13 protein-coding genes are annotated in these 11,644 nt (G+C 35.7%); 11 read left to right on the forward strand and 2 right to left on the reverse strand.

Annotated features, from left to right (window positions below; genetic code table 11):
• Window positions 1-8 precede the first annotated feature (8 nt).
• Window positions 9-1,424, reverse strand: coding sequence for a stage V sporulation protein SpoVR (spoVR, locus tag JFU20_RS11260; protein ID WP_001202725.1), 1,416 nt, complete (start codon window positions 1,422-1,424; stop codon window positions 9-11).
• Between the two features lie 116 nt (window positions 1,425-1,540).
• The gene (locus tag JFU20_RS11265; RefSeq protein ID WP_002166344.1) at window positions 1,541-2,101 is read right to left on the reverse strand and encodes a nitroreductase family protein; all 561 of its coding nucleotides are present in this window, start codon (window positions 2,099-2,101) and stop codon (window positions 1,541-1,543) included.
• 231 nt (window positions 2,102-2,332) lie between these two features.
• On the opposite strand from JFU20_RS11265, the gene JFU20_RS11270 reads away from it, so the two are divergent.
• The 11 genes from JFU20_RS11270 to JFU20_RS11320 all read left to right on the forward strand — a co-directional run bounded on the left by JFU20_RS11270 (window position 2,333) and on the right by JFU20_RS11320 (window position 11,628).
• On the forward strand, window positions 2,333-2,929 hold the full coding sequence (locus tag JFU20_RS11270; RefSeq protein WP_002010709.1) for a hypothetical protein: 597 nt from the start codon (window positions 2,333-2,335) through the stop codon (window positions 2,927-2,929).
• Between the two features lie 124 nt (window positions 2,930-3,053).
• Window positions 3,054-4,559 (forward strand): spore germination protein, encoded by a 1,506-nt coding sequence (locus tag JFU20_RS11275; protein WP_033715639.1) that lies wholly within the window; start codon window positions 3,054-3,056, stop codon window positions 4,557-4,559.
• On the forward strand, window positions 4,556-5,638 hold the full coding sequence (gerYC, locus tag JFU20_RS11280; protein WP_002166346.1) for a spore germination protein GerYC: 1,083 nt from the start codon (window positions 4,556-4,558) through the stop codon (window positions 5,636-5,638). The genes JFU20_RS11275 and gerYC overlap by 4 nt, the downstream gene beginning before the upstream one ends.
• 12 nt (window positions 5,639-5,650) lie before the next feature.
• Window positions 5,651-6,760, forward strand: coding sequence for a GerAB/ArcD/ProY family transporter (locus tag JFU20_RS11285; protein ID WP_002010702.1), 1,110 nt, complete (start codon window positions 5,651-5,653; stop codon window positions 6,758-6,760).
• Window positions 6,761-6,805: 45 nt separating this feature from the next.
• The gene (locus JFU20_RS11290) at window positions 6,806-7,315 is read left to right on the forward strand and encodes a PCYCGC domain-containing protein (protein ID WP_002010700.1); all 510 of its coding nucleotides are present in this window, start codon (window positions 6,806-6,808) and stop codon (window positions 7,313-7,315) included.
• Window positions 7,316-7,435: 120 nt separating this feature from the next.
• Window positions 7,436-7,687 carry a YhdB family protein gene (locus JFU20_RS11295; protein WP_002150460.1) on the forward strand — a complete coding sequence of 84 codons (252 nt, stop codon included), beginning with the start codon at window positions 7,436-7,438 and terminating at the stop codon, window positions 7,685-7,687.
• A gap of 150 nt (window positions 7,688-7,837) precedes the next feature.
• The gene (locus JFU20_RS11300; protein ID WP_000532269.1) at window positions 7,838-8,257 is read left to right on the forward strand and encodes a disulfide formation protein C; all 420 of its coding nucleotides are present in this window, start codon (window positions 7,838-7,840) and stop codon (window positions 8,255-8,257) included.
• A gap of 12 nt (window positions 8,258-8,269) precedes the next feature.
• Entirely contained in the window at window positions 8,270-8,722 is a 453-nt protein-coding gene (locus tag JFU20_RS11305) for a thioredoxin family protein (protein ID WP_002010695.1), read from the forward strand.
• A gap of 72 nt (window positions 8,723-8,794) precedes the next feature.
• Window positions 8,795-9,010, forward strand: a complete 216-nt coding sequence (locus JFU20_RS11310) for a DUF1540 domain-containing protein (protein ID WP_002010693.1) — start codon at window positions 8,795-8,797, stop codon at window positions 9,008-9,010.
• A 119-nt stretch (window positions 9,011-9,129) separates the two neighbouring features.
• Window positions 9,130-10,116 carry a LacI family DNA-binding transcriptional regulator gene (locus tag JFU20_RS11315; RefSeq protein WP_002010691.1) on the forward strand — a complete coding sequence of 329 codons (987 nt, stop codon included), beginning with the start codon at window positions 9,130-9,132 and terminating at the stop codon, window positions 10,114-10,116.
• Between the two features lie 135 nt (window positions 10,117-10,251).
• Window positions 10,252-11,628 carry a sucrose-specific PTS transporter subunit IIBC gene (locus tag JFU20_RS11320; protein WP_201038632.1) on the forward strand — a complete coding sequence of 459 codons (1,377 nt, stop codon included), beginning with the start codon at window positions 10,252-10,254 and terminating at the stop codon, window positions 11,626-11,628.
• The last annotated feature ends 16 nt before the right edge of the window (window positions 11,629-11,644 follow it).

The following is an 11,644-nucleotide window of genomic DNA, read 5'->3' on the forward strand; positions in this document are numbered from 1 at the left end:
TCTTTTCATCACACATACTTCCGATGCACCATTTTCCCATCATAAGAAAACACAACGCCCTTACTCTCCACAATCGATTCCATATGCACTGTTCTTCCCCATAGCTGATGAAGGTACGGTAATACCTTTTCTAAGTATTTTAAATCTAGCTCAATTCCTTCGTAACTATGTTTAATGTACAATTCTCCGTTCTTTAAGTAGTCTCCATCTTCTACTACTAAGTACGGGAAACCTCCATTTGTGCGCATATTTACGAGTTGATCACGCACATGCTCCCATTCTTTATCAATTACTTTATATTCTTTTCCTTGGCGCTGGAATAAGTACATATCTTCTCTCATTACAAGTTTTTTATTTAAATAGTTTCTTAGGAACGATACATCCCATTCAATTTCCCGTACTTCAAAGATTTTGTCACGACCAGAACCAGGCTTCACACCGCGTCGCTTCATTTCTTCTGTCGGGTTATTATAGCGCTCTTCAATATCTTCGAACATTTTAATACCTAGGTAGTATGGATTAATACTTGTTTTTGATGGCTGTACGACACCTGCGTTAAGCTTCGCGAATTCGATCGCTTCAGAAGATGTTAAGTCCATTTCACGAAGTATGCGTTGATGCCAGAAGGAAGCCCAGCCTTCATTCATAATCTTCGTTTCAAGCTGTGGCCAGAAATATAACATTTCCTCGCGCATCATCGTTAATATGTCGCGCTGCCACTCTTCTAGCTCACGGCTATATTCTTCAATAAAGAGGAGTAAATCTTTTTCTGGCTGCGGTGGGATTTTCTTCTTTTTATGCATATTAGGTCGTTCCCTCTTTTTGTTTCGATCATCTAAATTCCATAAATCATCGTACTGTGATATCTTTTTCTTTTCTACATCCTCTTCTAAATCTCCAATACTCCAAGCAAGTTTCGGACGCATAAGCGATGGATCAATATGTTCTTGAATGGCAAGTACGGCATCTAAAAATGTTTCTACCTCTTCTCTTCCATACTTATGTTCATACGCCTTCACACGATCTGCTGTCGCTGCCATACTCTCCACCATATCGCGTTTCGTATTAGAGAAACGAATATTATTTTTGAAGAAATCACAATGTGCTAAAACGTGCGCCACGATTAATTTATTTTGAATTAAAGAATTCGTATCTAATAAAAAGGCGTAACATGGATCAGAGTTAATAACGAGTTCATAAATTTTACTAAGTCCCAAATCGTATTGTAATTTCATTCTGAAAAATTGCTTTCCAAAACTCCAATGCGAAAACCTCGTCGGCATCCCATATGCACCAAATGTATAAATAATTTCCGCTGGACATACTTCATAGCGCATCGGATAAAAATCAAGACCAAATCCAGTCGCAATTTCCGTAATTTCAGCAATCGCATATTGTAGTGCTTTATCGTCACTTGCTCTCATTATTTTCCCTCCTTACACTTTCCCTTAAGAAAGTGTATGATAAGGCACAAGCTTTCATGAGGATTGATTGCATAATAAAAAGGCACCCCCGAAAAAACGAGAATGCCTCTTTCTAATTAACCTTCAATAATCTCCATCTTCTCCGTAATCGGCGTACGCGCTTTTCCTTCTGGTGCTTTATCGAAATAGCCGATATGAAGAATTCCAATGATGCGTTGGCCTCGTGTTAAACCAATTCCTTCTATAAATAGTGGATTGTAGTTTAATCCACCTGATTTCCAAACACAGCCTAATCCGCGTTCCCAAGCAAGTAATTGGAAGTTTTGCATAAATGCACATGTTGCAGCGTAATCTTCGTCACGTGGAATTTGACGCGGATCTTCATCAATGTAAACAACGATTTGTGCAGGCGTACTTAAGAAACGATCAGATAAAGTTTTGCCGCGTTTTGCTCTTTCTTCTTCTGTGAAAGAGTTTAATACTGCGTCTACTAATTTCTGACGGCCTTCTCCAATATATAATTTACAATTCCATGGCTCACGATGTTTATGATTCGGTGCCCATGTTGCGTCGTTTAATAGTTCAATTAATAGCTCTTTTTCTACTGCTTTATCTGTAAATGTACGAACAGAACGTCTTTCTTTAATAACATTTGCGATGGAAGTATATGTAGTCATATTTTTCTCTCCCTTATTTTTATCTATATGTATAATTCCGTTATTGATATTGATTTTCAATTTCGATTATAACCTAGTTTTTCACTATTAATCAATGTTTTATGTTGGAAAACAGCTAAAAAATTAATTTCTCGTTGTGAATAAAAAAACTTGGTGTGTTCACAAGTTTTTCACATTTTATGGAAATGATATGTGTAAGTTTTCCACATTACCCATCTAGGAGGAGTTTATATGTACAAGAAAATCGCAGTAAGTATGACTATGGCAGCATTATTGTGCGGGATATCTGTCTTTCCTGCTTCCGCTGCCACGCCAAAAGAAGTAACAATGCACCATCATAAGCCTATTTCAGAAGAAGAAATGCAGTCGCTCGAAAAACTCGGCTATAATAAACATGAAATTTGGAAAGCTGCCCACATTGCAAGAATAAGTAAAAAAGAAATTAAGGACGTTTTAGCTTACTATAAGCAAAATAAATCTTGGGAGAAAACAGCCGAGCATTTCGGTGTAGACCCAAGTAAATTGAAAAAGCATCATATGAATAAAGAAACGAAAAAAGCACTACTGCAAAAATTAGCAAATATGCAAAAGTCCACACCAGATGGACTGAAACAAAAAATGAAAGAATATAACATTGGCTTACGCCAATTTACCGTGTTAACAATCATCTCTCAAAAAAGTAATACCCCTCTTGACGATGTACTAAAAATGAGAAAAGATGGGATGGATATTAAACAAATTGCGGAAAAATTAAATGTTAAAAGAGAAGATATACGAGCAGAGATGATTAAATTAGCGAAGTCCATTAAAGAAAAGAAAACAAATTAACACGCCAAAAAGGAAGAGATATTCAATACTCTTCCTTTTCTTTATGAACTTTCAATTTTCAAGTATAAATTCCCGTCTTTCCCAAAAACTAACATAAGAAAATGATGTAGTAAGGGGTGAGAAAATGTTTCGTTTATCGTCTAAAAAGAAGAAAAAAACAATCTGTTCCATTCCAGAGTTTATCCATACTATGAAAGAATCGAGTGATTTCGTTTCTTATAACATCGTAGAAGATGGGACATTATGTTTGTTTTACTATAAATCTACGGCTGAATCACTCCTCATTAATCGATTCATTTTAACACCTATAAAAAGAGAATTAGATCACATTGAAAATATAAGTGATATAGCAAATATCGTCACACTTGAGGAGATTATCACTGGCCCTACTATTGATGACATTCGTGAAAAATTATTAAGTGGGTATGTACTTATACAACTAAAAAATGATTCTCAAATCGCAGAATATGCACTTATTCGTGCTGAAAGTTCCGTTTTAGGTACACGGCTATATAACGATACTGAAAATGAATATAGTGTCATCGGTCCAAAAGTCGGATTTGTTGAGAATATCGATACAAATATACACTTACTTCGGCGAAATATCGTCACAGAACAATTAGTTTTCAAAGAAGTTATAGTTGGTTCTATATCAAAAACAAAAGTCGTAGTTGCTTACATCGAAGATATTACGAATGAGCAGCACGTTAATACTGCGATGCAGCGCCTACAAGACATTGACTTTGATGTTCCTTTCGATGCAACTATGATTGAACAGTTTATTAGTGATAACAGCAACTCTCCCTTCCCTGTTTTACTCCCTACAGAGCGTTTAGATCGCTCCGTTTATGCATTATTGAATGGAGGAGTCGTCATTTTAACAGACGGTTCACCTTACGCATTAGCTGGACCAGCGACATTACTCGATTTCTTCGTCTCTCCAGAAGATTATTATTTACCATGGATAGCAGGCTCATTTCTTCGAATGGTTCGCTTTTTCGGAGCAGCATTCTCGCTATTTTCATCAGCTATTTATACAGCTGTATTAACGTATCACTATCAAATGATTCCTGCGGATTTACTAGGTCCGATTATTTTTTCAAGAGCTAATGTACCCTTTCCGCCCATTTTAGAAGCACTTTTTTTAGAAATCACAATCGAATTGCTCCGTGAAGCTGGAGCACGATTACCTACAAAAGTTGGACAAACAATCGGCATCGTTGGCGGGATTGTAATTGGCCAAGCATCTGTTCAGGCTGCTTTAACGAGTACCATTTTATTAATTGCAGTTGCTTTATCAGCACTCGCTTCTTTTACAACACCAACTGTAAAAATGTCTTCTACTATCCGGATACTACGATTTCCACTTATTCTTTTAGCTGGTGCATTTGGGGGCTTAGGCCTCATTGTAGGATTCGTATTCATATTAGCTCATTTAATTCGCTTAAAATCACTTGGATCACCTTATTTATTACCTTTATATCCATTTCGCGGTTTAGGGACAGCAGAGGGGCTCCTTCGCTTGCCATTTAGTCAAACTGCTGGACGTTCCTCTTTTCTAAGACCAAAAAAGAAATGGCGCTATGATCCAAACAAAGCGAAAGAAAAACATGATGGTGAAGAGAAATGAAAAATACTTTATTATGCTTTTCCATTATCATTTTAATTTTTCAATCCGGCTGTACACAACCGAATATAGTAGACACACAGCGAATGATTCATGTAGGTGGATTTGATATAACGAAAGACAAACAATTTCGCGGGACGATTTTATATCCCGATTACACAAAAGGCGTTCAATCAAAACCAGAAACTCAGTCAACTACTGCTGGCACGATTGAAACAATATCTTCACGACTAAATGCAAAATCGCCTCATACTATCGCTGTCGGTCAAATGCGTGTTGTGCTTTTTGGAAAATCCATTGGCGAATATGGAATTGGCGATATTATAAATAATTTGCAACGTGATCCTAATATTGGTCGAGATGTTCAACTAGCACTGGTAGACGGTTCTACAGAAAAACTGCTCAAACATATTAAAACAAATGGATCACTCTATCTGTCTGACTTACTGGAGCAAAACATAGAAGCCGAAACGATTCCACGGACTGCTTTAAATATTTTTTTATATAACTTTTATTCATCAGGATGCGATCCATTTCTTCCTTATATTGAAATTGATGAAGACAAGTCTGCTTCCATTAAAGGACTCGCTTTTTTAAAAAAGGATAAAGTGGTTATGTACACAGATAAAAAAGGATCTTTTTTATTGAAATTACTCCTTAATCCAACTACAAATGGTCGTTACGAAGTTCCAATACAGCAAGGTAACCATAAAGGATTAATTGCCACTCAAAACTTATCTGGAAAGAGCGTTTGTTACATTTCCGATACTGGTGACATTCCGAAAGTTAACATCCACTTAAAATTAAATGGACTCATAAAAAGCGCTCCAAGCTGGCTTGATTTAGCGAAAAACGAAAACATAACTTACATAAAAAAACATGTAGAAAAAACAGTTGAGAAACATTTAAACGAATTAATAAAACAATTCCAAGAAAAAGAGGTCGATCCGATAGGGATACGGGAAGAAATTCGTAGTCATTCAAGAAAATGGACTATAAAACAAATTCAAGAAATGTACCCTAATGTAGATGTTGCTGTTCACGTACAAATCAATGTTGTGCAATCTGGTATCGGAGAATAGTGAGGTGTTACAATGGCTGAGCAAAATAAAACAATGACTGTTTCCCCTTATTTCACATTTCTTTTATTACACTCTCTTCAAATTGGAGTAGGCGTGTTAGGATACCAACGAGTTATTGCACAATATGCTGGTTATGATTCTTGGATCTCCCTTATTGTTGCGGGTGTTTTAACTCATATCGTACTGTTTTGTATGTTAAAAATGTTAGATAAAGACAATGATTTGATGACCATTCATACGACATGTTTCGGAAAATGGATTGGAACCTTTTTCTCTATGTGCTTTGCCGCATATCTTCTCTTATTTTGCCTTACTGTGCTTCGTACATATATTGAAGTCATTCAAGTATGGGTCTTTCCTACAATTAAGCCATGGAAATTAACATTATTATTTTTACTCGTGACGTATTACGTAATAAAAGGCGGCTTCCGCTCTGTAACAGGAATGTGTTTTTGGGGCGTCATAATACCGATTTTCGTACTATTCTTCTTAGTTTTCCCTATGAAATACGCACATGTCCGTAATATTTTACCTATTTTCACCCATTCACCTGCAGACATTCTATATTCAGCGAAAGCATCTGCATTAGAGTTTCTTGGATTTGAAGCAATCCTTATCTTTTACCCACTTATTAAAAAGGGAAAATCACTACATAAATGGGCACATGGCGGGATTGCTTTCACAACTATTTTATATGTAGTACTAGCAATCGTTTCCCTTATGTACTATAGTCAGGGCCAACTGCATCATACAATTTGGCCTACTTTAACGATGCTAAAAATTATTAAAGTCCCATTCATTCAGCGATTTGAATACATTATTATTTTCATCTGGTTTCTTATTATTTTACCTAATCTTTGTTTAACCATTTGGTCTTCTTGTCGTATTAGTAAATACTCTTTTCACATACCATTTAACATTACATTACCATTGTTTATCGCGACTATATTTGTTTCATCTCTGTTTTTCACAAACAGGGAAAGCATCAATACATTAAATACCGTACTTTCTCAGGCCGGCTTATATATTGTATACGCTTATATCCCAATTTTATTTCTAATCCATTCACTACGATGGCGCTTCAAAAATCAGTCGAAAAAATCTTCACCCGACACACCATGATATTTGATACAATTTGGTTAATACATTTGTAAAGGGGACAAGCGAATGAAAAAGTATGTATTTTCTTTACTTGCAGTACTGAGCCTAATTCTTGTTGGATGCGGGAGTACTAGTACAAATGACAAAAAATCTTCTGAATCAAAAGAAGAGCATGATCATGCCACGCATACTCAGCAAGCTGACATTCAAGAAAAGACAAAAGGAGTCGACACACTTCCGGCCTTCCTAGACAAGCTTGATCCACAAATGAAAGACATCTATACTGTCGCTGGACAAAATGCTGAACTATTGAATTGGATTCCTTGTTACTGCGGTTGTGGTGAAAGTGTAGGACATAAAAATAATAAAAATTGCTTTATTCGTGAAATCAAAAAGAATGGTGAAGTTGTTTGGGATTCCCATGCAACAACTTGCGTCAATTGCTTAGAAATCGCAGTTGAATCTGCTTCGATGAAACAAAAAGGAAAATCAACGCTGGAAATTCGTAATTATATTGATAATAAATACAAAGAAGGATATGGAAAACCAACACCTACGCCAATGCCAAAAGCTTAAAAAACGAGGAGACTCCTCGTTTTTTCTTTTCATTCACTTTTTTCTTAACAAATTCTTTCAAGTGTATTTCTCCTCGCTTGTCACACACTATATATAACTCTTCGGTAAGGAGGGTACACAGTGCAAACATATAACGACTATGACAAAGCTCTCTATTACACGTATTGCTGTAATTGGGATAAACTACTCGTTTTAATGGTTCAAACGAATGATCAACTATTTTCTAAGCGTATTGAACACTTTTTACACGCTTATCAATACAGTAAAGAATTGCCAGAAGTTGACAAGCAATTGCAGCTCCTATTTCAATATATTGACCATGCATCCCAGAAGTCACATGTAGAAGAAGTAGTAGAGCAAATTCAAATGTAAAATATAGCGCTATTCTCTCTTAGAGAATGGCGCTTTTTTGAACATTTTTATATCAATAAAAGTTTTATTGATAAACATATTTTCTCTTTCTTTTCTGTACTACTTCATACTATAATTTAGTATGTAACTATTATAAGTGAGGTATAAAATATGGGACGAGAAAAAAAGCAAGAATATGCTTTACTTACTGCATGGGGAGCTTCGTTTATTGCTACATTAGGAAGTCTATACTTTTCCGAAATTATGAAATTTGAGCCTTGTGTCCTTTGTTGGTATCAACGTATTTTTATGTATCCATTTGTTTTATGGCTCGGCATCGCTGTAGTAAAGAAAGACTATCGCATTGCAAGTTATTCTTTACCAATCGCAAGTATTGGTGCTTGTATTTCTTTATATCACTATGCAATTCAAAAAATCGCAGCATTTTCAGCTGCTGGGGCAGCTTGCGGTCGCGTACCTTGTACGGGAGAATACATAAACTGGTTCGGCTTTGTGACAATCCCGTTTTTAGCACTTATCGGCTTTATCACAATCGCTGTTTGTAGCTTCATCGTAATTAAAAACAAATAAGGAGATGAAAGAATGAAAAAAATGCTTATATTTGGCGGTATTATTATTGCCTTGTTTGCAGCAATTTTCGCTGTAACACAAATGGAAGAAAAAAATGCTTCAACAAGCCAAAAAATTGATAATGCTACTAGTCAATCAGATGGGCCTGACTACTACACAAACAAAATTTCTCTTTCAGATCTCCAAAAGAATTTAAAAGAGAAAAAAGAACAAACAGTATACTTTTATCAAACATCTTGTGTTCATTGCCAAAAATTATCTCCTATTGTAGTACCAATGGCTAAAGACTTGAATGTTGATATGAAAGTTATGGATATTGAAAAATTAGATGCTCCTTGGGATGAATATAAAATTAAAGGAACTCCAACAATCATTCATTTTAAAGATGGTAAAGAAGTGAGCCGTATTAGCGGCGAACAACCGGAAGACAAATTAAAAGAATGGCTTGAGCAAACGAAGCAGTAATGAGAAAAGGAAACTCCTTCTACACATGAAATGGGCGTAAAATCCCACACTAATGTATAAGGAGGGGGTTTTATGCCAGAAGTGAAATGCTCTGTTTCCAATTGCTCATTTTGGGGACAAGGTAATTTTTGTCAAGCAAGTGCAATCGTTGTTCAACCTGATGCACAAGAAGCAGGTCAAATTGAAAACAGTTCGTATACAAGCGCTACTTTAACAAACGAGACGCTTGAAAGTTCTGTAACAACGAGTGTAGAAACGTGTTGTCATACATTTAAACCGAAATATTAACACTTATTCCACCTCATATACGTGAGGTGGTTTTTTCTTCCTCTCTTCTTGTTTACGTAACCTTTAATTCTCCCTATAATAAAATTAAAAGTTTTTTATGAATATGAAGGTGGAATACTATGGCTAAAACAATTGCAGATATCGCCAAATTAGCTGGGGTTGCAAAAAGTACTGTCTCTCGTTACTTAAATGGTGGCTATGTAAGCAATAAAACAAAAAAGAAAATTGAAGGTATTATTCAAGAAACGAATTTCTCTCCAAATACATTTGCGCAAAGTTTAAAAGCGAAAACAACAAATTTAATTGGCGTTATTATCCCCCGATTAGACTCCTTCGCTACAACCAAAACACTTATTGGTATTGATAATGCTTTACAGGAAAATAACTATCAGATGCTTGTTGCAAATGCGAATCAAAAAATTGAAACAGAAATTCAAGCAATGGAAAACTTTATAAAGCAAAAAGTAGCTGGCATAATTTTATTAACAAAAACTTTAACAAAAGAGCATAAACACATCATCGCTAATTCTACTACCCCTATTTTATTTGTTGGTCAAGAATATGAGAATCAATATTGCCTCATTCACGATGATTTTGACGCTGCTTATGAGCTAGGAGCATACGTATTATCACAAGGACACCGCCATATCGCTTATTTAGGAGTAGAAAAAGATGATATTTCTGTTGGTGTAAATCGAAAAAATGGTTTTCAAAAAGCCATTGAAAATTTAGAACCTACTTGCATCGTTTCTTACTACGAAACAACTTTCAAAATAGAAGATGCGATGAAACAAGTACAACATATTTTAGATAACAACCGTCCTACTATTATCGTATGTGCTACAGATAATATCGCTCTTGGAGCCATGAAAGTAATTCATTCTAATCACCTTTCCATACCAAATCATATATCTGTAGTAGGGTTCGGTGGATATGATATTTCTGAAATGGTCCACCCTAGCTTAACGACAATCGCATTTGACTATGAGTATGCTGGTAAGCTTGCTGCTACTTCCCTTTCGCAGCTTGTTGAAAATAAAACAATCCCTAAAATATTACATTCTCGCTATACATTAAAAATTCAAGAAAGCGTTGACAAAATTTAAAGGCGCTTTATAATAAAATTAAAACCGGTTCCACATTTTAAAAACAGGATTTTCACATCACGTCCCTGTTTTTTATTTTAACCAAAAACGGAACCGGTTCCACAAACTCAAAGTATATAGTAAGGGGGAATTTTTATGGATATGAAACAAATTGCAACTCAAGTCTTACAGAACATCGGAGGAACAGAAAATATTATTCGCGCTACTCATTGTGCTACTCGCCTTCGTCTTGTATTAAAAGATGAAACAAAAATAAACACGTCAGAAATCGAAAACATTGATGGGGTTAAAGGTGCTTTCGCAACGAATGAGCAATACCAAATTATTTTTGGAACTGGCGTAGTAAACAATGTGTATGATGAGTTTTCAAAACTAATCGGAATAACTGAACTTGATTCTACGGTATCAAACGATCTTCCTAAGAAAAAAATGAATCCGATTACTCGCCTAGCAAAAACGTTATCCAATATTTTCGTTCCAATTATTCCAGCCGTCGTTGCAAGTGGTTTACTTATGGGACTACTCGGAATGTTGAAAGCGTTTAAATTAGTTCCTGGCGATCACCCACTTATCCAATTACTTGATATGTTCTCAAGTGCAGCTTTCGTTATTTTACCTATTTTAATCGGTGTTAGTGCAGCCAAGGAATTTGGAGGAAATATTTTCTTAGGTGCAGTTATTGGTGGTATATTAACTCACCCAAACTTAACGAATCCTTGGACTCTTGCAAACGCTAAACCAACTGTTTTACATTTCCTCGGTATGGATATTGATATGATTGGCTATCAAGGCACTGTTTTACCTATTTTATTATGCGTATACGTTATGAGTACAATTGAAAAAGAACTCCGCAAACGAGTTCCGAACTCTTTAGATTTATTAGTTACACCGTTCTTAACAATTATTATAACTGGCTTTTTATCACTTATTATTATCGGGCCAATTGGATATAAAATCGGTGACGGTATTACGTACCTTTTAAATACTATTTATCAATTTGCAGGACCAGTGGCTGGTCTTATATTTGGTGGTCTATATTCAACAATCGTTCTTACTGGCTTACACCATAGCTTCCACGCTATTGAAGCTGGCTTACTTGCTAATAAAGATATCGGTGTCAATTTCTTACTCCCTATTTGGTCAATGGCTAACGTCGCCCAAGGCGGAGCTACTTTAGCAGTTTATTTCAAAACAAAAAACAAAAAAACAAAAGAAATCGCAATTCCAGCAGCAGCGTCAGCATTTTTAGGAATTACAGAACCAGCTATTTTTGGTGTCAATTTAAAGCTTGGTAAACCATTTATTGCAGCTGCTATTGGTGGCGCAATTGGAGGCGCTTACGTTGTTTGGATGCAAGTCGCAGCCAATGCATACGGTTTAACAGGTATTCCAATGCTTACAATTGTTGCACCGCTTGGCATGATGAATGTGATTCATTATGTAATCGGCTTCGCTATTGCAGTTATTACTGCTTTTGTTGCCACTCTCATTTTATATAAAGAAAGTAAATAACAACGAGGTAAAAACC

The organism is Bacillus sp. TH30 (assembly GCF_016650875.1).
In the GTDB taxonomy this organism is placed as follows: domain Bacteria; phylum Bacillota; class Bacilli; order Bacillales; family Bacillaceae_G; genus Bacillus_A; species Bacillus_A mycoides.

What these genes read in the sequence shown, in the direction of transcription:
- JFU20_RS11275 (WP_033715639.1), top strand. Translation starts at nt 3,054, where the DNA reads ATGTTTCGTTTATCGTCTAAAAAGAAGAAAAAAACAATCTGTTCCATT.
- JFU20_RS11300 (WP_000532269.1), top strand. Translation starts at nt 7,838, where the DNA reads ATGGGACGAGAAAAAAAGCAAGAATATGCTTTACTTACTGCATGGGGA.
- JFU20_RS11265 (WP_002166344.1), bottom strand. Translation starts at nt 2,101, where the DNA reads ATGACTACATATACTTCCATCGCAAATGTTATTAAAGAAAGACGTTCT.
- JFU20_RS11290 (WP_002010700.1), top strand. Translation starts at nt 6,806, where the DNA reads ATGAAAAAGTATGTATTTTCTTTACTTGCAGTACTGAGCCTAATTCTT.
- JFU20_RS11310 (WP_002010693.1), top strand. Translation starts at nt 8,795, where the DNA reads ATGCCAGAAGTGAAATGCTCTGTTTCCAATTGCTCATTTTGGGGACAA.
- spoVR (WP_001202725.1), bottom strand. Translation starts at nt 1,424, where the DNA reads ATGAGAGCAAGTGACGATAAAGCACTACAATATGCGATTGCTGAAATT.
- JFU20_RS11305 (WP_002010695.1), top strand. Translation starts at nt 8,270, where the DNA reads ATGAAAAAAATGCTTATATTTGGCGGTATTATTATTGCCTTGTTTGCA.
- JFU20_RS11270 (WP_002010709.1), top strand. Translation starts at nt 2,333, where the DNA reads ATGTACAAGAAAATCGCAGTAAGTATGACTATGGCAGCATTATTGTGC.
- JFU20_RS11315 (WP_002010691.1), top strand. Translation starts at nt 9,130, where the DNA reads ATGGCTAAAACAATTGCAGATATCGCCAAATTAGCTGGGGTTGCAAAA.
- gerYC (WP_002166346.1), top strand. Translation starts at nt 4,556, where the DNA reads ATGAAAAATACTTTATTATGCTTTTCCATTATCATTTTAATTTTTCAA.
- JFU20_RS11285 (WP_002010702.1), top strand. Translation starts at nt 5,651, where the DNA reads ATGGCTGAGCAAAATAAAACAATGACTGTTTCCCCTTATTTCACATTT.
- JFU20_RS11320 (WP_201038632.1), top strand. Translation starts at nt 10,252, where the DNA reads ATGGATATGAAACAAATTGCAACTCAAGTCTTACAGAACATCGGAGGA.